This is a genomic window from Isoptericola sp. MSGPD8_1_ISO-PGPR-S23-394, from assembly GCF_058072785.1.
In genome coordinates, this window is record NZ_CM176517.1 from 2409923 (window position 1) to 2430599 (window position 20677).

The 20677-nt window shown below is 72.5% G+C and carries 19 protein-coding genes and 1 pseudogene; 13 read left to right on the forward strand and 7 right to left on the reverse strand.

All coding sequences use genetic code 11. The features are described 5' to 3' along the window. Positions 1-9 precede the first annotated feature (9 nt). The 4 genes from AC3RJ8_RS11065 to AC3RJ8_RS11080 all read left to right on the forward strand — a co-directional run bounded on the left by AC3RJ8_RS11065 (position 10) and on the right by AC3RJ8_RS11080 (position 3863). Positions 10-1053 (forward strand): FecCD family ABC transporter permease, encoded by a 1044-nt coding sequence (locus AC3RJ8_RS11065; RefSeq protein WP_489712679.1) that lies wholly within the window; start codon positions 10-12, stop codon positions 1051-1053. Continuing rightward, on the forward strand, positions 1050-2129 hold the full coding sequence (locus tag AC3RJ8_RS11070; RefSeq protein ID WP_489712680.1) for a FecCD family ABC transporter permease: 1080 nt from the start codon (positions 1050-1052) through the stop codon (positions 2127-2129). Before AC3RJ8_RS11065 ends, AC3RJ8_RS11070 begins: the two co-directional genes overlap by 4 nt. Then, complete coding sequence (locus tag AC3RJ8_RS11075) at positions 2129-2932, forward strand: ABC transporter ATP-binding protein (RefSeq protein WP_489712681.1); 804 nt, start codon at positions 2129-2131, stop codon at positions 2930-2932. The genes AC3RJ8_RS11070 and AC3RJ8_RS11075 overlap by 1 nt, the downstream gene beginning before the upstream one ends. A gap of 82 nt (positions 2933-3014) precedes the next feature. Then, positions 3015-3863 (forward strand): hypothetical protein, encoded by an 849-nt coding sequence (locus tag AC3RJ8_RS11080; RefSeq protein WP_489712682.1) that lies wholly within the window; start codon positions 3015-3017, stop codon positions 3861-3863. Between the two features lie 93 nt (positions 3864-3956). Here the strand turns inward: AC3RJ8_RS11080 and AC3RJ8_RS11085 are convergent. Next, a pseudogene (locus tag AC3RJ8_RS11085) lies at positions 3957-4283 on the reverse strand (anthrone oxygenase family protein); the annotation flags it as partial. A 44-nt stretch (positions 4284-4327) separates the two neighbouring features. Beyond that, the gene (locus tag AC3RJ8_RS11090) at positions 4328-5203 is read right to left on the reverse strand and encodes an NAD(P)H-binding protein (RefSeq protein ID WP_489712683.1); all 876 of its coding nucleotides are present in this window, start codon (positions 5201-5203) and stop codon (positions 4328-4330) included. Positions 5204-5345: 142 nt separating this feature from the next. Between AC3RJ8_RS11090 and AC3RJ8_RS11095 the strand changes: the two genes are divergently transcribed. Continuing rightward, the gene (locus AC3RJ8_RS11095; RefSeq protein ID WP_489712684.1) at positions 5346-6284 is read left to right on the forward strand and encodes an AraC family transcriptional regulator; all 939 of its coding nucleotides are present in this window, start codon (positions 5346-5348) and stop codon (positions 6282-6284) included. Positions 6285-6343: 59 nt separating this feature from the next. Here the strand turns inward: AC3RJ8_RS11095 and AC3RJ8_RS11100 are convergent, their stop codons facing one another. Further along, positions 6344-7678, reverse strand: coding sequence for an MFS transporter (locus AC3RJ8_RS11100; protein ID WP_489712685.1), 1335 nt, complete (start codon positions 7676-7678; stop codon positions 6344-6346). Between the two features lie 186 nt (positions 7679-7864). On the opposite strand from AC3RJ8_RS11100, the gene AC3RJ8_RS11105 reads away from it, so the two are divergent. The 4 genes from AC3RJ8_RS11105 to AC3RJ8_RS11120 all read left to right on the forward strand — a co-directional run bounded on the left by AC3RJ8_RS11105 (position 7865) and on the right by AC3RJ8_RS11120 (position 10466). Continuing rightward, complete coding sequence (locus AC3RJ8_RS11105; protein ID WP_489712686.1) at positions 7865-8230, forward strand: MmcQ/YjbR family DNA-binding protein; 366 nt, start codon at positions 7865-7867, stop codon at positions 8228-8230. A 223-nt stretch (positions 8231-8453) separates the two neighbouring features. Further along, complete coding sequence (locus AC3RJ8_RS11110) at positions 8454-9464, forward strand: hypothetical protein (protein ID WP_489712687.1); 1011 nt, start codon at positions 8454-8456, stop codon at positions 9462-9464. A gap of 22 nt (positions 9465-9486) precedes the next feature. Next, positions 9487-9942, forward strand: a complete 456-nt coding sequence (locus AC3RJ8_RS11115; protein ID WP_489712688.1) for a nucleotidyltransferase domain-containing protein — start codon at positions 9487-9489, stop codon at positions 9940-9942. Continuing rightward, a complete protein-coding gene (locus tag AC3RJ8_RS11120; RefSeq protein WP_489712689.1) occupies positions 9939-10466 on the forward strand; it encodes a HepT-like ribonuclease domain-containing protein in 528 nt (175 codons plus the stop codon). Before AC3RJ8_RS11115 ends, AC3RJ8_RS11120 begins: the two co-directional genes overlap by 4 nt. Positions 10467-10474: 8 nt before the next feature. Here the strand turns inward: AC3RJ8_RS11120 and AC3RJ8_RS11125 are convergent, their stop codons facing one another. Further along, a complete protein-coding gene (locus tag AC3RJ8_RS11125) occupies positions 10475-10963 on the reverse strand; it encodes a MerR family transcriptional regulator (protein ID WP_489712690.1) in 489 nt (162 codons plus the stop codon). A gap of 55 nt (positions 10964-11018) precedes the next feature. Here AC3RJ8_RS11125 and AC3RJ8_RS11130 point away from each other — a divergent pair, with 55 nt between their 5' ends. Then, complete coding sequence (locus AC3RJ8_RS11130) at positions 11019-11957, forward strand: NAD(P)/FAD-dependent oxidoreductase (RefSeq protein WP_489712691.1); 939 nt, start codon at positions 11019-11021, stop codon at positions 11955-11957. A gap of 9 nt (positions 11958-11966) precedes the next feature. On the opposite strand, the gene AC3RJ8_RS11135 is transcribed toward AC3RJ8_RS11130, so the two are convergent. After that, a complete protein-coding gene (locus tag AC3RJ8_RS11135) occupies positions 11967-13700 on the reverse strand; it encodes an alpha/beta fold hydrolase (RefSeq protein WP_489712692.1) in 1734 nt (577 codons plus the stop codon). Continuing rightward, the gene (locus AC3RJ8_RS11140; RefSeq protein WP_489712693.1) at positions 13588-13920 is read right to left on the reverse strand and encodes a metallophosphoesterase N-terminal domain-containing protein; all 333 of its coding nucleotides are present in this window, start codon (positions 13918-13920) and stop codon (positions 13588-13590) included. The genes AC3RJ8_RS11135 and AC3RJ8_RS11140 overlap by 113 nt, the downstream gene beginning before the upstream one ends. 312 nt (positions 13921-14232) lie before the next feature. On the opposite strand from AC3RJ8_RS11140, the gene AC3RJ8_RS11145 reads away from it, so the two are divergent. The 3 genes from AC3RJ8_RS11145 to AC3RJ8_RS11155 all read left to right on the forward strand — a co-directional run bounded on the left by AC3RJ8_RS11145 (position 14233) and on the right by AC3RJ8_RS11155 (position 19477). Next, positions 14233-14823 carry a hypothetical protein gene (locus AC3RJ8_RS11145; RefSeq protein WP_489712694.1) on the forward strand — a complete coding sequence of 197 codons (591 nt, stop codon included), beginning with the start codon at positions 14233-14235 and terminating at the stop codon, positions 14821-14823. After that, positions 14721-16877 carry a hypothetical protein gene (locus tag AC3RJ8_RS11150; RefSeq protein WP_489712695.1) on the forward strand — a complete coding sequence of 719 codons (2157 nt, stop codon included), beginning with the start codon at positions 14721-14723 and terminating at the stop codon, positions 16875-16877. Before AC3RJ8_RS11145 ends, AC3RJ8_RS11150 begins: the two co-directional genes overlap by 103 nt. A gap of 194 nt (positions 16878-17071) precedes the next feature. Next, positions 17072-19477, forward strand: coding sequence for a LamG-like jellyroll fold domain-containing protein (locus AC3RJ8_RS11155; protein ID WP_489712696.1), 2406 nt, complete (start codon positions 17072-17074; stop codon positions 19475-19477). Here the strand turns inward: AC3RJ8_RS11155 and AC3RJ8_RS11160 are convergent. Then, on the reverse strand, positions 19464-20645 hold the full coding sequence (locus AC3RJ8_RS11160; RefSeq protein WP_489712697.1) for an FAD-dependent oxidoreductase: 1182 nt from the start codon (positions 20643-20645) through the stop codon (positions 19464-19466). The genes AC3RJ8_RS11155 and AC3RJ8_RS11160 overlap by 14 nt on opposite strands. Positions 20646-20677: the final 32 nt, after the last annotated feature.

The window sequence follows — 20677 nt, forward strand, 5'->3', positions numbered from 1 at the left end:
CCGCCTCCCGTGACCACCACCACCTCTCCGCCCGGCGCGGCGCTCGCAGCACTGCGAGCCCCGCGCCGGGCGCGCGTCCTCGCCCTGGCGGCACTCGCCGTGGTGCTGGTCGCCCTGGTCTGCCTGTCGGTGGCGTTCGGCTCCCGCGACGTCGGGCTCGGCGACGTCCTCGCCGCCCTCGCCGGCTCCACGGACGGCTACGACCACGCCGCCGTGGCGAAGCGCATCCCCCGCACCCTGATGGCGATGCTCGCCGGAGCAGCGCTCGCCGTCGCCGGTGCCGTCATGCAGGGCGTCACCCGCAACCCCTTGGCCGATCCCGGGATCCTGGGGGTGAACGCCGGAGCGGCGCTCGCCGTCGTGGTCGGCATGGCCTGGTTCTCGATCAACACCGTGGGGCAGTACATCGGCTTCGCGATCGCCGGTGCCGCCGTCACCGCCGTCGTCGTCTACGTCATCGGATCCCTGGGCCGCGACGGCGCCACCCCGCTCAAGCTGGCCCTGGCCGGCGCCGCCGCCTCCGCGGCCCTCATCTCCCTCGTCAACGCCGTCGTGCTGCCCCGCCGGGACATCGCCGACGGCGCCCAGTCCTGGCAGGTCGGCGGTGTCGGTGGTGCCACGTCGGCCACCATCACGTCCGTGCTGCCCTTCCTGCTCGTCGGGTTCGCCGTCTGCTTCCTGGCCGCGCGGGGGCTCAACACCCTCGCCCTCGGGGACGAGCTGGCCACCGGCCTCGGGGAGAGGGTGGCGCTCACCCGCGCGACGGCGAGCGCCGGCGCCGTGGTGCTGTGCGGGGCAGTGACCGCGGTCACCGGGCCGATCGGGTTCGTCGGACTGGTCGTGCCGCACGTGGTCCGCCTGCTCGCCGGACCGGACCACCGGTGGCTGCTGCCCCTGACCGCCCTCGGCGGCGCCGCGCTGGTCACCGCCGCCGACGTCATCGGCAGGGTCGTCGCGCCGCCCGCCGAGATCGACGTCGGGATCATCACCGCGCTGGTCGGCGCCCCGTTCTTCATTGCCATCGTGCGCCGACAGAAGGTGCGTGCCCTGTGACCGTCACCACCCCCGCACACCGCGCCGTCGCGCCGCCGTCGGACGGGCCCGACGCCCGCGCCGTCGTCGTCGCCGGACGCCGGAGGCGGTGGCGCCGGTGGCGCGTGGTCACCGGCGCGCTGCTCGTCGCCGTCCTCGCCGTGTACACCGTCAGCCTCATGGTGGGCCACACCTTCTACCCGCTCGAGGACGTGCTGCGCGTCGCGGCCGGGCAGGACGTCGAGGGTGCCTCCTTCACGGTCGGCACCCTGCGGCTTCCCCGCGCCACCCTCGCCGTCGTGTGCGGGATGGCGTTCGCGATGTCGGGCATCACCTTCCAGACGATGCTGCGCAACCCGCTGGCCAGCCCCGACATCATCGGCATCACCGCGGGGGCGAGCGCTGCCGCTGCCGTAGGCATCGTCGTGCTCGGCCTGACCGGATGGGCCGTCTCCGGCGTCGCCATCGGTGCCGGGCTGGGCACCGCGCTGCTCGTCCACCTGCTCGCCGCCAAGAACGGGGTGGCCGGCAGCCGGCTCATCCTCGTCGGCATCGGCCTCGCCGCCATGTTCGACTCCGTCACCCTGCACGTGCTCGACGGCGCCGCCGAGTGGGACCTGCAGACCGCGATGCGCTGGCTCACCGGGAGCCTCAACGGTTCGCAGTGGGAGAACGTCGCGCTCGTGGCGGTCGCCCTGGCCGTCCTCGGCCCCCTGCTGCTGGCTCAGTCCCGCGACCTCGCCGCCACCCAGCTCGGCGACGACACCGCCGCCGCGCTGGGGGTGCGGGTGCAGCGCTCCCGGCTGACCGCCGTCGTCGCCGCGGTCGTCCTCATCGCGTGCGCCACGGCCGCCACCGGGCCCATCGCGTTCGTCGCGTTCCTGGCCGGGCCCATCGCGGCCAGGATCGTCGGCCCCAACGGGCCGCTGCTCCTGCCCGCCGCGCTCGTCGGTGCGCTGCTGGTCCTGGTGGCCGACCTGGCCGGGCAGCACCTGTTCGGCACCCGGTTCCCCGTCGGGGTGGTCACCGGAGTCCTCGGCGCCCCCTACCTCGTCTACCTCGTCATCCGGACCAACCGCACCGGAGGTGCGCTCTGATGGGTCATGACCTGCGCGTCGACACCCTCACCGTCGGCTACCACGACCACGTCGTCCTCGATGCCCTCGACCTCGACGTCCCCGCGGGGGCGATCACCGCGATCGTCGGCGCCAACGCCTGCGGCAAGTCCACGTTGCTGCGCTCCATGTCCCGCTTGCTGTCGCCCCGCGGTGGGCGGGTGCTGCTCGACGGACGCGCGGTGCACACGATGCCCGCCAAGGAGCTCGCGCGCACCCTCGGGCTGCTCCCCCAGTCCCCCACCGCCCCCGAGGGGATCACCGTCAGCGACCTCGTCGGCCGGGGGCGGCACCCGCACCAGCGGCTGCTGGCGCGGTGGAGCGCCGCCGACGACGAGGCGGTCGCCGACGCCCTGGAGGCGACCGACACCGTCGCGCTCGCTGACCGGTCCGTGGACGAGCTGTCCGGTGGGCAGCGCCAACGCGTGTGGATCGCCATGGCGCTCGCCCAGCGCACCGACGTGCTGCTGCTCGACGAGCCGACGACGTACCTGGACGTCAGCCACCAGGTCGATGTGCTCGACCTGCTCACCACGCTCAACCGCGAGCGGGGCACCACGATCGTCATGGTGCTGCACGACCTCAACCTCGCCGCCCGGTACGCCGACCACCTCGTGGCGCTGACCGAGGGGCGGGTGCTCGCCACCGGCACCGCCGAGGAGGTCCTCACCGCCGCGACCGTCGAGACGGTGTTCGGGCTGTCCTGCCAGATCATCCTCGACCCCGTCTCCGGGCGGCCGATGATGCTGCCGCGCGGGCGGTACCACGACTTGGCGGCAGCCTGAGCGGCAGACTCGCGCCGCCCGCCGGGTGGTGCGCCGCGCGCCGTGCGGGCCCGGCGGCAGGGCCGCCCTAGACTCGGGCGTCATGGACTCCCTGCTGCCCCTCGGTACAGCCCCGCGCCCCGCGACGGGTGACGACCTCGCCGCCCGGCTGCGCGACACCCTGCGTGACGCCGCGCGCGGCCAGGTGCACGGACTCGACCAGGCGCGGATCGAGGCTTCTCTCGACGGCGCGGACGTGCACTCCCTCGAGATCGACCTCACGGGCGTGGCGGTCGTGCCCGGCCAGGGCGAGGCCCCGCAGGCCCCGTCGTGGACACCGGACGTGGTCTCGCGCGACGACGCGGTGCTGCGCACCCTGCACCTCGGCGCGCACCCGCTGACCGCGGTCGACCTCCCGGTGGACCTGTCCGCCGAGCTGCAGGGTGCGCGGTTCTCCTGGGTGGCCGGTGCGGACGGGTCCGTCGGGGCCGAGCTGGTCGAACCGTCCGAGGACTCGCCCGTGACGGGGAACGCGCGGGTGGCGGTCTCCCGCGAGGGTCTGGCCGGCACCGTGCGCGGGCTGCTCACCGTCGCCCTGGCCGGCAACGGCATCCAGCTCACGGACTTCGACCTGCGGATCGACCAGACCGGCCCGCGAGACGCCGCCATCGCGATCGACGCGTCGATCAAGAAGGGCATGTTCCTCTCCGCGAAGATCACCGCGACCGCGTCGGCCGCCGTGGACGACGCGATGGTGGTGACCGTCGGGGACATCCGGCTCTCCAGCGGCAACCCGATCGTCGGCGCGCTCCTCGGCACGATGAAGGGTCGTGTCGAGGAGGTCGCCGGCCGACGGATCGACCTCGCCGAGGCGCTGCCTCCCGGCGTGCGGCTGACCGACGTGCGTCTCGACGTCGGCGAGGAGATCGTGCTGTCCGCCGAGCTCGGCTGACGCGACCGCCCGCCAGCCGGCGACGACGAACAGCCCCGCGGCCAAGCCTCCCGCGGCGGTGCGCACGTGGTTCCACCGCAGCCAGGGCCCCACGAACCGCTGCCACTCGGCGCCCGGGTCCTCGGCGGCCTCGAGCCGGTCGTTCAGCGACACGTTCCCGATGCCCGTCACCCCGAGCACGCCGAGCACCGCGACGGCCGCCCCGGCGACCGCCCAGGCGGTGCCGGGCTCCGAGCCGACCAGGCCGACGACGGCCGCCGCCACGGGCAGCCCCGTCGCGGCCAGCAGCAGCGCCATCAGCGGGGCACGCACCGCGTCGCGGTTGATGCCCCGCATGGCCGCGGCGCCGTCGTCGGGCGGCAGGCGCCGCAGGCCGGCCATGACGAAGGCCGAGAACGCGTAGAGGACGCCGCCGGCCATGCCCGTCGCGACCGCGGCGGCGCCGGCGAGCACCGTGTACGGGGTCACGACCCGGCCTCCGGCACCCAGTCGGACGCCTCGCGTGCGGCGTAGTCACGGAAGTCGCGCGCCGGCCGGCCCAGCGCCCGCTGCACGCCGTCGGTCACGAACGATCCCCGGCCGTCCAGCACCTCGGTGAAGAGGTAATCCAGGAGGCCGACCTCCTCGGTGGGAACGCCCACGGCCGCCAGACCCGCGGTGAAGTCGGCCATCGTGATCGGCACGTAGCGCACGTCCCGGCCGCAGGCCGCGCCGATCTCGGCCACCGCCTCGGCGAACGTCAGCAGGCGCGGCCCGGTGAGCTCGTGGACCTGGCCGGCGTGCGCGTCGCCGGTGAGGGCGGCGACGGCCACGTCGGCGACGTCCTCCAGGTCCACGAACGGTTCGACGACGCCGTCGACGGGCAGAGCCAGCTCGCCGCCGAGCAGCGGCTCGAGCAGGAAGCTCTCGTCGAAGTTCTGCGCGAAGAACGCGCACCGCAGCACGGTGCGGCCCGGGAAGACGTCGGCCACCATCTGCTCGGCACGCTGTGCCTCGGTCTCGCCGCGCCCGGACAGCAGCACGAGCCGCCGCACGCCGGCGTCGCGGGCGGCCGCGGCCAGCCGGGTCACGGTCTCGGGCGCGCCGGTGACCGCGAGGTCCGGTGCGTAGGCCACGTAGACGGCGGTGGCGCCGTCGAGCACGGGCGCCCAGGTGGCCGGGTCTTCCCAGTCGAAGCGCGGTGTCGTGCCGCGGGACGCGCGGCGTACGGGCACGCCGAGCGCCTCGATCCGCTCGGCGACGCGCCGCCCGGTCTTGCCGGTCGCGCCGAGGACGACGACGGTGCCGCGGTCGGCGCGGGTGGTGGTGGACGAGGGGGCGAGCGTGTGCTGCTGAGACATGGTGACCTCCGAGGAGCGGTGAGTTGTCATCACCGAGTCAAGCGGCACCCGACGAGACGATCCATCCTCTAGACGCTCGTCCTCATACGAGATCGTCTCGTTCGACGGCCTGGTGCGCTCCGGGGCGCCCTAGGGTAGCCGCATGGACGTCGTCTCCGGACTGCTCGACGGGCCCCGGGCCCGCGACGCGTTCCTCCTGCGCAGCCACCTGCGCGCGCCGTGGGGCATGCGGATCGAGGACGAGGCCCCGCTGACGATCATCCCCGTGCTGCGCGGGTCGGGCTGGGTGGGCCCGGACGGTTCCGGGTCCGACGACGGCACCACCGTCGAGGCGGGCGACGTCGTCCTGCTCCGCGGACCCGAGCACTACGTGGTCGCCGACTCCCCCGCGACCACCCCGACCGTCGTCGTCGGGCCGAGCGACGTCTGCCGTGCCATCGACGGCGGTCCGTCGCCGATGACGGTGTTCGGCGTGCGGTCGTGGGGCAACGACCTCGACGGCGAGACCGTCATCATCACCGGCACCTACCCGCTCGACGGAGCGGTCGGGCGGCGGCTCCTGCGGGTGCTCCCGCACCGCGTGGTGCTGCGCCGCGGTGACGTCGACCCGACCCTGGTCGACCTGCTGGCCCGCGAGGTGGTCCAGGACCTGCCCGGCCAGGAGGCCGTGCTCGACCGGTTGCTCGACCTGCTGCTCATCACGTGCCTGCGCGCCTGGCTCGACCACCCGCAGGGCCCGGGGTGGTACCGCGCCGATGCCGACCCCGCCGTCGGGACCGCGCTGCGGCTCATCCACCACGACCCCGCGCGGCCGTGGACGGTGGACACCCTCGCCCGCGAGGTCGGCCTGTCGCGCGCGGCGTTCGCCCGCCGGTTCGCCGAGCTGGTCGGCGAACCGCCGATGTCCTACCTCACCGGGTGGCGGCTCGACGTGGCCGCGGACATGCTGCTCGCCGACGACGCCGCGACCCTGACCTCCGTCGCCCGCGCCGTGGGATACGCCTCGCCGTTCGCCCTGAGCGCCGCGTTCAAGCGGGTCCGGGGCATCAGCCCCGCCGAGCACCGCCGTCGGACCGCGTGAACAGCGCCACGGTTCTCGCAGCATCGAGCCGACCGCCGCGCGTCCGACGTCGTGGAAGTTCACGCATCGGCGGCTGATGCGTGATCGACCACGACGTCGGCTGCCCGGCCGAGCCGCCAGTTGACCGCCGCGGCACCCGCGACGACCCCGGCGGCGACCATCGGCACCGCCAGCGCCGCCGTCGTGCCCGCGGCGTCCGCGAGCGTCCCGGTGACCGCCGACGCGGCCGACTGGCCGAGGATGATCGCCGAGCCCAGCATCGTCATCAGCGTCGCGCTCCGGCCGACCGGGCTGCGCTCCGAGCCCAGCGAGTAGATCGTCACCAGGCTCGGGCCGATGCCCAGCCCCGCCAGGAGCAGCCCGGCGAGCAGCACGCCCGTGGACGACGCCGTCGCCACGATCACCGCACCGGCGAGCTGCACCACGGCGAACACCAGCCACCGGGCCCGCAGGCTGAACCGCGCCGGGAAGACCGACACCGCCAGCGCGGTCACCGCCGACCCGATCCCCATGCACCCGTACAGCAGACCGGCCCGCTCGGAGTGCCCGGCGTCGCCGGTGTACGCGGACAGCGCGGTGAGCACCGAGCCGAAGAACAGCCCGATCCCCACGAAACCTGCCACGAGCACCAGCACCCGCGGGGTGAACAGCTCGCCGGCCGGGGCCTGCACGACCGGTCGCTGCGAGCGTGCCGCGCGCTCCGTCGTCGTGCCCTGTGCCGTGCCCTGTGCCGCGCCCTGCCTCGTGGCCGGCGTCGCACGCCCGGAGGCGTGCAGCGCGAACGCTCCGACCGCGAGCGCCGTCAGCGCGGACGCGGCGAGGATCGGTGCCGCCGGTCCGAACAGGGTGGCGAGCGCCCCGACCACGAACGGGCCGAAGACGAAGACGACCTCGTCGACGGTGGCCTCGTACGACATGGTCCGGCTCAGGGCCCCGGGCTGTCGGGCCGCGGGGAGACGGGAGCCGATCACACCGGTGAGCCGGCTGCGCGACATCGGTGGGACCTGCGGGGCACTCGCACCGATGCCGAGTGCGACGACGAGCACGACGGCGTCAGGCACGGCGGCGTAGACCGCCAGCGTCAGAGCCAGCAGGAGGGCGCTGTGGACCGCTGCGGCGGCCAGCAGCGCGCGGCGCTGACCGGCCCGGTCCGCCCAGGCACCGATGAGCGGCCCGCAGACGGCGGCACCCAGGCCCACCATGCCCGAGGTGGCCCCGCCGAGCGTCAAGGAGTCGCGCCCGGCCACGACGAGAGTGAGCACGCCGACCACCATCATCGCGAACGGCAGCCGGGCGACGAACGCCAGCGGGAAGTAGGTGCGGCCCATCACCTGCCAGAGGGTGGGACCGGACTGCTCGGACGTGGTCCGGTCCGGGGTGAAGGTCGTGCTCATGCTGTGGTCTCCTCCGCGGCATCGCCGCACGATCGTCGTGCCGCCGTGGGCGCGAGGAGCACCTGGTAGATACACAAGCCTTCCCGGTGTCGGGGTGCCGACCCGGGACGTCCAGGCTAGCCCTTCCCGACGGGGACCACAGTGACGCAGGTCCCCGCTGTCACAGGGCCGTGGCAGGTTGGACCCATGCCTGATCGTCCGGACGTGCCGCCCGAGCACGTTCATCGACTGCGCCGACTCCTCGACTTCTCCGAGTGCGTCGAAGAGCCTGCCTGGACGGGCGTGCGCTGGCGGGTACGCCGCGCCACGGTGGCCCACGTGTTCGGCGGCGAGGACCAGCTGTTCCGGGTCGTCTTTCGTGCCGAGCCCGACGAGGTGGTGGCCTTCGAGCACCTCGGCGGCCCGTACTTCAAGGCCGGGTGGGGAACCAACGTGGTCGGCATGCTGCTCGACGACGGCACGGACTGGGCTGAGCTGGGCGAGCTGCTCACCGACTCCTACTGCATCCAGGCACCCGAGGTGCTGGCAGCGAGCGTCGCCCGACCGGCCTGAGCCCACCGCCGCGTGGCCGAACATACCGTGCACACATAGTCCTATCTGTGTGCGATTTGACGCGGGAGGCGCACGATGATCGACGCACTCAGGCCGACGCACGCGCATCGACTCGGCCTGTCCCGAAGCAGCCGTTGTCGAGGCGAACACTGTCGGACAGGTCACGTCGCGGGTGTGGGAGAACGTCCAGGGCCACGAGGCAGCGCTACGCACGCAACGCAAGATGTTCAGCGACCACGTGCAGAGTCATACCGTCGAGCTGGCCCGGCTCGAAGGTCACCAAGAGCGCCGGCAGTACATCGAGAGGAACGGCGAGGCGATGGTCCTCGACGTCCACAGCCTGCTGCTGGCTCACAAGGCCTGGTTCGAGTATCAGGCCTTGCGTGCGGGCCGGGTCAAGCTCGGCGCGGCCCAGGACCCCCACGACGAGAAGCTGCCGCAGTCCATCGTCGACCACGCCCGCGCCGAGTACGACAGGGTCGTCGAGGAGACGGCCGAGCTGCTCGATGTCCTGAACCGCGAGCTCATGATCCTCGTGGAGCTGCCCGCCAAGCTGACCATCCCGTTGACCGGTGCTCGCCGGGCCAGCAGCGACGTGACGGCCATGGCTGCCCAGCCCCTCACTGCGGTCCAGCATCTCTCCGCCACGGTGCGGCCCCGGCCCGAGCTGGAACGGCCTGACACCGTCTTCGTCGAGGACACCGAGGGACAACTCACACGGGACCTGCGGATCCTGCGCTGGCTCCTCGACGGAGACGAAGAGCCCGTCGCCATCGCCGAGGCGAAGGAACGCGGCACAGGCGACATCGTCGTCGTGGTGACTGAGCGGCGTGTGCTCGCCACCAAGGCTTCCGACTTCCGGAACCAGGGAGTGGTGACCCGGTCCATTTCCAACGACCAGGTCCGCTACGTGCGGTTCCGCGACGACGACGCCTCTGGTCGCGCCGAGTTGGATCTGATCACCAGGGACGAGAACCTCACCTGGCGTTTCGCCAAGGGATCTGCTGTGGAACCGTCGGTCCGTGCCCTGAGCGCGCTGCTCGCGGACCGCATGGAGATCCCCGCCGCTGAGCGCGAGGTCCTGAGGACCGGACTCCCGATCGCGTCCGAGAGCAGGGAGCTGGCTGGCTGGCTCGCCTGGGTCCGCATGAGGCAGGAGCAGGCGGCTCCCTCGAGCACAGTGGCTGTCACGGCAGCCGCCCCGCGCGTCGACGCCGTCCTCACCGAGGTATAGCAGGCCCGCTATGATCGTGCCCATGAGCACCTTCGGCGAGCTCGTCCAGGTCCGGCGGCAGGCCGCGGGACTGACCCAGCAACGCCTTGCCGACCTGAGCGGCGTCCAGCAGTCCACGATCGCCGCCATCGAACGTGGACGCCGCGATGCCTCGGACGACGCCCGCCGCCGACTCACGGCAGCTCTTCGCGTTCGGCCGCGGAACATCCTGCTCAACAAGCGTGCCGACGTCGTGAAGACGGCGGCTGCTCACGGCGTCACGGACGTCAAGGTCTTCGGATCAGTAGCGCGCGGAGACGACACCCCGTACTCCGATGTCGATCTGATGGCCACCTACCCGGACGGCTTCGACCTGGTCGACAAGGCCGAGCTCGTTACCGCCATCGAGCGCTTGCTGACGGTCCGTGTCGACCTGGTCTCGAGCGAGTCCAGTGGTGCTGCCGCCGCCGAGGCGCGGCACGAGGCGGTGCCGTTGTGACGACGGGTGCCGAGGCCTTCGGCCTGGACGAGGCAGAGTACGTCGATGCCGACGAAGAGCGCCGATATCGCGAGACGAAGGGGTATCCGAAGAACGCTCGCGCCTACTCGGAACGGCAGACACTTCGCCGCCTGGAGGATCTCCGGCAGATCGCGGCACGTTGCGCCCGCCTCGTCGCCCGGGGCTACGGAACCTTCATCGCCCCCGACGACGACGGCGAGATCCTGCGTGCCGCCGCCGAGCGGTATGTCGTCTCCGTCGGCACCGTGGTCGAAAAGCTGCACAGCGACTACAAGGATCAATTCCCCGACATACCGTGGCGAGCCATCACCGGCATGCGCAACCTCGTTGCTCACCACCACGACAAGGTCGACCACGAGATCGTCTGGCAGTCCTTGAAGGACCGCGTCCCGGCGCTGATCTCGGCTCTCGGTCTCTCCGACGGGCCTTCCGACCAGAACGTGCTCCCGGCAGCCCTGCGCCCCAACGTGCCACCTGCCGCGGATCCGTTCCCGCAGCGCTGACCCCCGGGTCAGGACGCCCGGCGGCCAGCGGTATCGGTCACGGGCGACCGGTGCACGCCGACCGGCAGGTCCGGCCAGGTGCGGGTGCCGTCCACGAGCTCGGTCATGTGCGAGCGAAAGTTCGGGCAGGCGGCAATGTCGTGCGCGCGGCAGGACATGGCGTGCTCGGTCATGTGCCGGGAGCGCTCGATCTCCGCCTGACGGCGGTCGAGCTCGGCCAGGTGCGCTGCCAGCACCCGGTGCCGCTCCGGCGCACCGGTGCCCTCCGGGCCGGCGTTGAGGAGCACCTGGATCTGCTCGAGGCTCATCCCGGCGACCTTGGAGCTGAGGATCGTCGCCACGCGGACCACGTCGTCGGCGTCGTAGCGTCGCCGTCCCGCCCCGTCGCGTGCCGGAGCGAGCAGCCCGACCTCCTCCCAGTAGCGCAGCACATGCGTCTCCAGGGCGAACCGTGCCGCGAGCTCTCCGACGGTGAACGACGGGACGCTTGACTTCATGTCAACATGAACTCACAGGCTGGGGCCTGACGCAACCACCTGCAAGGAGACCCCCATGGACGAGATCCTCCACGACGCGATCGTCATCGGTGGCGGCCCCGCCGGCCTGCAGGCCGCCCTCACGCTCGGCCGCACGCACCGCGACGTCGTCGTCCTCGACTCAGGCGCCTATCGCAACGACCCCACCGACGCCATGCACAACGTGCTCGGTTTCGACGGCACGCCGCCCGCCGAGTTCCGCGCCGCCGCCCACCGCACGCTCGCCGCCTACGGAACGGTCGAGATGCGCCGCACGAACGCGCACGAGGTCACCCGGCTCGACCCGGGCGACGAGTCCGCCGCGTTCGTCGTGCGCACCGACGACGGGGAGGTCCGTGCGCGGCGCCTGCTGCTCGCCACCGGGCTGCGCGACGAGTTGCCGGACACCCCGGGCGTCGCCGAGCTGTTCGGCACCGTGGCAGCGCACTGCCCGTACTGCCACGGTCACGAGTTCTCCGGGACGCCCGTCGGGATCCTCGGCACGGGCGCGCACGTCGCACGGGTCGCCGGGCTCATGGAACGCATCGCCAGCCGGCTGGTCGTCCTGGCCGACGGCGGCACGCTGGACCCGGACGTCCGTGCTGCACTGGAGGGCCGCGGAGTCACGGTGCGGGACGAGAAGGTGCTGAAGGTGGAGCGTGCGGTGCTCGACGGCGGTCACCAGGGCGCGCTGGCCGTACTCGACGGCGGCGAGCCCGAGCTGCTCGGCGGGCTCATGGTGATGCCGACGCTGCACCAGTCCGCGCCCTTCGCGGGCCAGCTCGGTCTCGAGCTGCGCGAGTCCGGCTGCGTGGCGGTCGACGCCATGGGCCGCACGAGCCTGGCCGGGGTGTTCGCTGCCGGCGACCTGGCGCACACCGCCGACTTCCCGATGCCGATGGCATCCGTGACCGCCGCGATGAACGCCGGGCAGGTCGCCGCCGCGGCGATCGACGGCGATTTGCTGGGCGTCTGAGGCGACCGGTCAGACGCCCCACCAGGCGGACCGGCCGACGAGGGTGCGCAGCTCCTCACGGTCGGAACGCTGCGCCACCGGGGCGAAGGGCACGACGTCCTGGGTGCACGTGACGCCGTCGTCGGCCTCGACGTCCACGAGGTAGCGGGCGATGGCGGCGTCCGCGCACGCGCTGACGCCGAGGGTGGTGTGCCCCCAGCCCTCGACCGTCATCACCCGTGCGTCGTCGTAGTGCTCGGCGTACGGCGCGGTGAAGTGGTACGGCGTAGCGGGGTCGTAGCGGGTTCCGATCACCAGGACCGGCGCCTGCGTCGCCTGTTCCCACGGGCCGGTGTACGCGTCCTCGTCGCGCAGGACCATCGGGGCGCACCCCGCACCGGTCCACCCGCGGAAGCGCCCGAAGTGCGGGTACGCCGCGTCCAGCTCGTCGACGTACGCGGGGTACTGCCAGAGGCGCAGCGGCTCGGCGGTGTCCATGCACTGGGCGGCCAGCGCGTTGCCGACGGACGGGTAGTCCTCGACCACGCCGAGCTCGCGCAGCAGGTCGTCCAGCGACGGACCCTGCGACCGGGCCGACGGCGGCTGCTCGCCGATGCCGGCGGCGACCGCGACCTGGGTGAACGCGAGCGACAGCTGCGGCCACGTCGACGTGCCGTACATCGCCTGGAACGAGGTCGACACCATCTGGCCGTAGGTGACCGTGACCGTGGTGCCGTCACCGGCCGGCACCTCGACCGGCCCCTCGCGCAGCGTGGTGAGGACCTCCTCGGTGACGGTGGCGGGATCGCCCAGCGCGGCGAGCGGGCACGCCCCGGAGCCGGCCTCGGCGCACAGCCGGTTGAACTCGGCGAACGTCTCCGTGGCGGCCTCCGCTTGGCCGAGGCGGGTCGCGATCGGGTCCGGCGAACCCTTGCCCGACCAAGCCACCGGGTCGATCGTGCCATCGAGCACCAGGGCGCGGACCCGCTCGGGGAACATCGCCGAGTAGGTGGCGCCGAGGATGGTGCCGTACGAGTACCCGATGTACGTCAGCCGCTCGTCCCCGAGCGCCTGCCGCAGCACGTCCATGTCGCGGGCCACGTTGGCCGTCGAGGACGTCGAGAGGCGGTCGCCGGAGAGGACCTGGCACCCGGCAGCGATCCGCGCGAACCCGGCGACGGCACGGCGTTCCTCCGTGCGCGTGATCGGCATCTCGGGCAGCCCGGCGACGTAGTCCTCCTCCCGCTCCGCGTCGCGGAAGCACGTCACCGGGTCGGACCCGCCGACACCGCGCGGGTCGAAGCTCACCAGGTCGAACCGCTCCCGGACCTCGGGATCGACCATCACCTCGCCGACGGCGTGCAGAGTCTCGACGCCGGGGCCGCCCGGGCCGCCGAAGTTGACCAGCGCACTGCCGATCCGGTTCTCGGCGTCGGTGGCCGGCAGCCGGGTGAGCGCGATCGTGGTGGTGCGGCCGTGCGGGCGGACGTAGTCCCGCGGGACCTGGACCTCGGCACAGTCGTAGCCCTCGGCGTCGGCGCAGGGCTGCCAGTCGATCTCGGGCACCGGCGCGTCGACCTGGAGCGCGCTCGTGGCCGGCAACGACGGCGGCGGGCCGGCGGACGGCGTCATCGTGGCGGGTGCCGCACGTTCAGCGGCGCCGGCCGTGCCCGGGAGGCCGGCGGCGAGCAGTGCGCCGGAGGCCAGGGCGGCGACCGTGGTGGTGAAGGGGCGGGGGCGGCGGGGCGTCGTCGACCGGTTCATCGCCGCCTACGATCCAGGACGGTTGCTCGGGGCGCCACTCGGAGCGCGTCAGAGGCCCGCGCGGCTGGGCGAGGGACACCGTCGTGCTGTCGAACGCCGGGAGCTCGTAGCGACCCCGGCGGTCCGTCGTCGTGACGTCGCGGCCGTTGGTGACGGTGACGCCGCGCAGGCCGCGCTCGTCGCGATCGTGGGGCAGGCCCCGTGCCGACCCCCCGAGCACGCTGGCGCCCGAGCGTGAAGCCCGGCTGGACTCGCCACGACGACTCGGGGGAACTTCACCCGTCGCCAGGGCAACTATCCGGTAGCCCGAGCGTTCCCGCCATTTCGTTCGGCAGTCTGCGCTCTGTTCGGCAGTTCGAACTGCCGAACAGAGCGCAAACTGCCGAACAGCCGCGAGTCGGTGTCAGTCGCGCTGGCTGAGCAGGTGGTATACGCTTTCCAAACGGCCTTGAATCGATTCACGGTCGGGACTCAGACCGACGACGCCGTCGATCCAGGCGACGTCGTCGGCACGCACCGATGGAGGACGACGTTGTCACCCACCCACCGCAGCACCACCCGATCACCACGTCGAGCGATCGCCGTCGCGGCCGCCGCGACGGTCGCGCTCGCGCCGCTCCCCCTGGCCGCCAGCGCCACGGCGGACGAGGGCGCCACCGAGGCCGCGACCGTCGACCAGCGCTTCGACTTCGGTTCGACGAGCTCACCCGTGGCTGACGGCCACACCCGCGTGGCGCACACCACGGTGTACGACGACGGCGCGGGCTACGGCCTGTCCCGTCAGGTCGCGGTCCGCGACCGCGGCGCCCCGGACGACCTGCGCCGCGACTTCACCGTCGGCACGACGACGTTCTCCACCGACGTGCCCGACGGCACCTACTGGGTCACCGTGGTCAGCGGGGACCAGATCGCCGCCAACTACACCGAGCTCACCGTCGAGGGCTCCGACGAGGGGACGCTCGAGCGTTCGCCACCTGGGCCGACGTCGTCACCGTCGACGACGGCCGGCTCGACCTCGACGTGGCCCGCGACGGACGGATCAACGGCATCACCGTCTCCTCCCAGCTGCCGCCGTCGAACCTCGCCTCCGACGTCGAGGTCGACGGCACGGCGGTCGAGGTGAACCTCACCTGGGACGCCCGCCCCGACGCCGCCCGGTACACCGTGTACCGCAGCATGAACGACGGCGAGGCGGCGGCCATCGGCACGACCACCGAGCCGGCCTACACCGACACCGACCCGAGCATCCGCCTCGGCGACTCCCTGACGTACACCGTCACCCAGACCGACGGCTCAGGCATCGAGTCCGGCCCGTCCCAGCCCCTGGCCATCGAGGCCGCGGACGAGGAGCAGGCTCCGCCGTCGGCCCCCACGAACCTGCGCGTCGAGGGCGCGGAGGACGCCACGACGTCGATCCTGCACTGGGACGCCCCCGACGGCGCCGTCGCCTACGACGTCTACCGCACCGACCATGTCTCCCACGACTGGCAGCTGCTGGAGCGCACCGAGGACACCTCGAGCGCGCTGGACGTCGGGCCGGGCACCGCGTGCTGCTTCACGTGGACGTACCAGGTGCGCGCGGTCGGGTCCGGAGGCATCTCCGAGCCGTCCGAGAACACGGTGCTCGAGAACATGATCGAGCCGACCACCATCGCGGACATCGACACGAGCGGTGCCGGCGACGGCGCCCGGCCGTGGTTCGGCGACCTCACCGGCGACGGCCGGCCCGAGATCGTCATGGTCCAGCCGCACCACATCAACGCCGGCGCACTGCGTGACGGGCCCATGGTCGCCTCGATGACGGCCTTCACGGCCACCGGCGAGCAGCTCTGGCAGATCGGCGAGGTCGACCCCGACGGGCGCAACAACAGCCAGGACATCCCCGCCCAGGTCGTGGACACCGACGGCGACGGTGACCTCGAGGTCGTCGCGGTCATGTACCCGGACGGCGACACGGAGGCCGAGGGCCGGTTCTACGTGTTCGACGGCGCCACCGGCGAGCACGTGCGCGACTTCGCCCTGCCGGACCCGCAGGCGCACGATGCCATCGTCTTCGTGGACGCCGACGGCGAGGGCCACCCGGACGAGATCCTGCTCAAGAACCGCTACACGAAGGCCTGGCTGCTCGAGTCCGACGGCACCGTCATCTGGGAGCACGAGGGCAACACCGGGCACTACCCGTGGCCGTACGACTTCGACGGCGACGGTCGTGACGAGATCATGATCGGCTACGACATGGTCGACGCCGACGGCAACCTCCTGTGGTCCGCCGACCTGCCCGACCACGCCGACACCATCTGGGTCGCCGACATCGACTCCGACGGCACCGCGGACGTGCTGCTCGGCGGCGCCTCGACGTCGGCCCACCGCTGGGACACCGGCGAGACCATCTGGGTCAACGACGACACGGTCGAGTCGCAGAACATCATGGTCGGCGAGTTCCGCGCCGACCTTCCCGGCCTGGAGACGTTCGGGCTGGACCGCATCAACCGGTCCTCGAACGGCCTGGACGGCCTGTTCATGATCGATGCCCAGGGCGAGACCGTGTGGGCCGAGGAGCGCCAGACCCGCGGCTGCTACGGCACGATCCCCGAGCCCATCCACAACTGGACCGGTGACGGGACCGACCAGATCATGGTCTGGAACCGCGGCTGCGGCGAACCCACCGGCATCCATTCGGGCGACGGTGAGTTCGTCACCGCACTCGACGACGCCCGCCTGTGGCACGTCGACATCTGCGGTGACGACAAGGAGGAGGTCGTCGAGTACGTGATGGGCGAATGGCTGCAGATCGAGGCGAACGGCGAGTGCGACCTGCAGGCGAAGGTCACCGGCGAGCAGCGTCCGCAGTCGCCGCGGGAGTACAACTTCACGCGGTACACGGCGGGCCAGACGCCGGTCGCGGCCGTGGTGACCGAGCAGCCGCAGGACGTCTCGTCGCGCCCCGGCCGTCCGGCCACGTTCGACGTCGAGGCCGTCGCGGCGACGGGCTACCAGTGGCAGCGTTTGGTCGACGGCGAGTGGACGGACCTGGCGGGCGAGACGTCGTCGTCGCTCACCGTGCGCGCCGTGCCGCCGCACTCGGGCGAATACCGGGCGCTGGTCGCCGGGGAGACGGGCGCGACACCGACGGTGTCCGCGCCGGCCACCCTCGAGGTCCGCACCGGCAGGCCCTGACCTGCCCCGCGGGCAGGTGCGGCGCCTCGGCGCCGTGCCCGCCCGCGAACGTCCGGTCACACCCCGGCGGATCGCATGTGGCGTGCCTGGGACCCTTGACCACCGTCTACAACGATGTAGAGTATCCGCGATACATCGTTGTAATGGCCCCATCGCCGGGGCCGACGTTCGACGACGAACACCAAGGAGCCGCCATGACCCGCAGACGGTCACGACGCATCGCCGCCCTCACCGCCACCGCTCTGGCCCTGCCCCTCGCCGCCGGGGCGACGAGCGCCGCCAGCGCCGCCCCGCCCACTCTCGCGGATCCGGCACCCCCGGTCTTCGTCGACGCGGAGACCCACGACCCCTCGTTGGTCACGGTCGGGGACGAGCACTACGTGTTCGGCTCGCACCTGGCCGCCGCGAAGACCGACGACTTCCAGCAGTGGGAACAGGTGGCCAACCTCGTCACCCCTGAGAACCCGTTGTTCGACGACGTGACGACCGAGCTGGCCGAGACGTTCGCCTGGGCCGAGTCCGACACCCTGTGGGCCGCCGACGTCCTCCAGCTCGAGGCGGACGGCAAGTTCTACATGTACTACAACGCGTGCGAGGGCAGCTCGCCGCGCAGCGCGCTCGGCGTCGCCGTCGCCGACAGCGTCGAGGGCCCCTACGAGGATCTCGGCATCCTGCTGAGGTCAGGGCACCGCGACGGCGAGGGGCCGAGCGAGGACGGCACGCCCTACGACGCGCTGGTCCACCCGAACGCCATCGACCCCGACGTCTTCTACGACGCCGAGGGCCGGCTGTGGATGGTCTACGGCTCGTTCTCCGGTGGCATCTTCATCCTGGAGATGGACCCCGCCACCGGCGTCCCGCTGCCCGACCAGGGGTACGGCACGCACCTGACGGGCGGCAACCACAGCCGCATCGAGGGTCCGGCGATGATGTACAGCCCCGAGACGGAGTACTACTACCTGTTCACGTCGTTCGGCGGGCTGGACGCCGACTCCGGGTACAACATGCGCGTGATGCGCTCGGAGAACCCGGACGGCCCGTTCGTCGACGCCGCGGGGAACGACATGCGCGAGGTCCGCTCGGACCCGGCCCTGCCGGTCTTCGACGACGTCACGATCGAGCCGTACGGCGTCAAGCTCATGGGCAACTACCTGTTCCAGCGGGAGGTCGGCGCGCCCGGCACCGGCATCGGCGACGGCAAGGTCTCCCCCGGTCACAACACGACCTACGTCGACCCGGAGACCGGCGAGATGCTGCTGATCTTCCACAGCCGGTTCCCCGAGCAGGGCGAGCGCCACCAGATCCGCGTGCACGATATGTCGATGAACGCCGACGGCTGGCCCGTGGTCGCGCCTTACCGCTACGCCGGGGGGAACGACACCGCGAAGTTCCTGCGCAAGCAGCTCGTCGGCGACTACCGGTTCATCGAGCACGACAAGACGATCAGCCGGGAGATCCGCACCGCCTCCACCGTGACCCTGCGCCAGGACGGGCGCGTCAGCGGTGCTGCTGAGGGACGCTGGCGCCTCTACGACAAGAACCGGCTGCGCCTGACCCTCGACGGCACCGGGTACGACGGCGTCGTCTCGCGCGAGTGGGACCCCACCGCCGCGGCCTGGGTCGACACGTTCTCCGTGCAGTCGGCCGACGGCGTCTCGCTGTGGGGCAGCGCGCAGGCGCCGCTGGGCGACCAGGAGATCGTCGACGCCGTCGTCGCCGACCTGACCCTGCCGGGCACCGGATCGGTGGTGGCAGACCTCGACCTGCCGACCGTGGGCACCCACGGCGCGACCATCACCTGGGCGTCCAGCGACGAGTCGGTCGTGACCGCGGACGGCACGGTCACGCGCCCGTCGGAGCAGGTCGGCGACGCCGGCGTCACCCTCACCGCCACCGTCACGATCGGCGGCGTGACAGCGACGAAGGCGTTCGAGCTCACCGTCCCGGCGATGCCGGAGCCCGGGCTGGTCGCGCGCTACGCCTTCGACGGCGACCTGAGCGCGACGGGTGGCGCTGCGGCGGGCACGGTCACGGGCGATCGCGTCGACGCCGAGGGCGGCCAGGTCTCCTTCACCGACGGCGCGCACGGCCAGGCCGTCCACCTGGACGGCACCAGCGGGGTGCGCCTGCCGGACGGGCTGATCTCCGGCCAGGACTACACGGTGAGCCTGTGGCTGCGTCCGGAGCGGCTGACGGACTACACGACAGCCTTCTTCGCCGCTCGCGACGACGTCAACTGGCTGAGCCTCGTGCCGTCCGGCTGGGACCAGCACCGCACGATGCTGTGGGCCGGATCGAGCACCTTCTACGACGGTCTGACCGGGACGCAGGTCCCGACCGGGGCCTGGTCGCACGTCGCCTTCACGGTCGAGACGGGCGGTGCGGTGACCATCTACCTCGACGGTGAGGTGGTGCACACCGGGACCGGCTTCCCGGACGTGCTCACCACCGACGACGGCGTGTTCGCCCTCGGGGTCAACTGGTGGGACACGCCGTTCCAGGGTGACGTCGACGACCTGCAGGTGTACGTGGGTGCCCTGACGGCGGACCAGCTCGCCACCGTCGCGGACGGGGAGGTCGCGGACCTCACCTCGCCGTGACGCCCCCGGTGTCCGGTCCATGAGCGGCTGCCCGTGTCCCCCGGTGGGGTACGGGCAGCAGCTCATCTTCGGCGGCGAGGAACCGCACGATCCGCGCCACGGCTTCCCGCCCGGCGCGGTTCGCCCCCACGGTCGACGCCGACGGCCCGTAGCCCACCAGGTGCACCCGCGGCTCGCCGGCCACCTGCGTGTCGTCCATCCGGATGCCGCCGCCGGGCGCCCGCAGCCGCAACGGTCGAAGGTGGTCCAGGGCCGCGCGGAACCCGGTGTTCCAGAAGATCACGTCGACGGGCAGGACCTGGCCGTCCGCCGCGACGACACCCTCGGGCACGATCCGGGTGAACATCGGCCGCCGCTCGAGCACACCACGCTCCGCGGCGGCATGCAGCGATGGTGTGCGGATCAGGCCCGTCACGGACACGACGCTCTGCGGCGGCAGTCCCTCGCGCACCCGCTGGTCGACCATCGCGACGGCACGCGACCCGTCGTCGGGCCCGAAGTCGTCGCGCCACACGGGTTCGCGCCGCGTGAACCAGAACGTCTGCGCCACGTGCGAGATCTCCTCCAGGAGCTGCACGGCGGAGATCCCGCCGCCCACCACCGCGACCCGCGCACCGGCGAAGTCCTCGGCCCGCACGTAGTCGGCCGTGTGGAGCTGGCGGCCGCGGAACGTCTCCTGACCCGGGTAGGCGGGCCAGAACGGCTTGGACCACGTCCCGGTGGCGTTGATGATCGCCCGCGCGGTGATCGCGCCGGACCGGTCGCCGGAGGCCCAGCGAACCAGAAGGTCGCCGGGCCTGCCCGTCGCGCTGCCGTCGGCCTCTTCCACGCGGCGGACCCGGACCGGCCGCACGACGGCGAGGCCGAGCTCCGTCTCGTAGTCGCCGAAGTACGCGGGCAGCACGTCCACGCTCGCCGCCTCGGGGGCGACCCCCGGCTGCTCGATGCCGGGCAGGTCGTGGATGCCGTTCACCGTGCTCATCCGCAGCGACCGCCAACGGTGTCGCCACGCACCGCCCGGCCCGTCCTCGGCATCGAGGACCAGGTACGTCCTCGCGTCGCGGCGGCCCGACAGCGGTGCACCGGCGGGCACGAAGCCTCGCCGCTGCAGGTGGTAGGCGGCGGACAGGCCCGCCTGCCCCGCACCGATGACGACCACGTCGGCCATCTCGGGCACGGTCGGCGCAGCGGTCGGGGTCA

Excerpts from the sequence above, each read along its gene's own strand:
- AC3RJ8_RS11100 (WP_489712685.1), bottom strand. The coding sequence starts at position 7,678 with ATGAGCACGACCTTCACCCCGGACCGGACCACGTCCGAGCAGTCCGGT.
- AC3RJ8_RS11080 (WP_489712682.1), top strand. The coding sequence starts at position 3,015 with ATGGACTCCCTGCTGCCCCTCGGTACAGCCCCGCGCCCCGCGACGGGT.
- AC3RJ8_RS11110 (WP_489712687.1), top strand. The coding sequence starts at position 8,454 with ATGTTCAGCGACCACGTGCAGAGTCATACCGTCGAGCTGGCCCGGCTC.
- AC3RJ8_RS11125 (WP_489712690.1), bottom strand. The coding sequence starts at position 10,963 with ATGAAGTCAAGCGTCCCGTCGTTCACCGTCGGAGAGCTCGCGGCACGG.
- AC3RJ8_RS11130 (WP_489712691.1), top strand. The coding sequence starts at position 11,019 with ATGGACGAGATCCTCCACGACGCGATCGTCATCGGTGGCGGCCCCGCC.
- AC3RJ8_RS11090 (WP_489712683.1), bottom strand. The coding sequence starts at position 5,203 with ATGTCTCAGCAGCACACGCTCGCCCCCTCGTCCACCACCACCCGCGCC.
- AC3RJ8_RS11095 (WP_489712684.1), top strand. The coding sequence starts at position 5,346 with ATGGACGTCGTCTCCGGACTGCTCGACGGGCCCCGGGCCCGCGACGCG.
- AC3RJ8_RS11155 (WP_489712696.1), top strand. The coding sequence starts at position 17,072 with ATGACCCGCAGACGGTCACGACGCATCGCCGCCCTCACCGCCACCGCT.
- AC3RJ8_RS11160 (WP_489712697.1), bottom strand. The coding sequence starts at position 20,645 with ATGGCCGACGTGGTCGTCATCGGTGCGGGGCAGGCGGGCCTGTCCGCC.
- AC3RJ8_RS11105 (WP_489712686.1), top strand. The coding sequence starts at position 7,865 with ATGCCTGATCGTCCGGACGTGCCGCCCGAGCACGTTCATCGACTGCGC.
- AC3RJ8_RS11115 (WP_489712688.1), top strand. The coding sequence starts at position 9,487 with ATGAGCACCTTCGGCGAGCTCGTCCAGGTCCGGCGGCAGGCCGCGGGA.
- AC3RJ8_RS11075 (WP_489712681.1), top strand. The coding sequence starts at position 2,129 with ATGGGTCATGACCTGCGCGTCGACACCCTCACCGTCGGCTACCACGAC.
- AC3RJ8_RS11135 (WP_489712692.1), bottom strand. The coding sequence starts at position 13,700 with ATGAACCGGTCGACGACGCCCCGCCGCCCCCGCCCCTTCACCACCACG.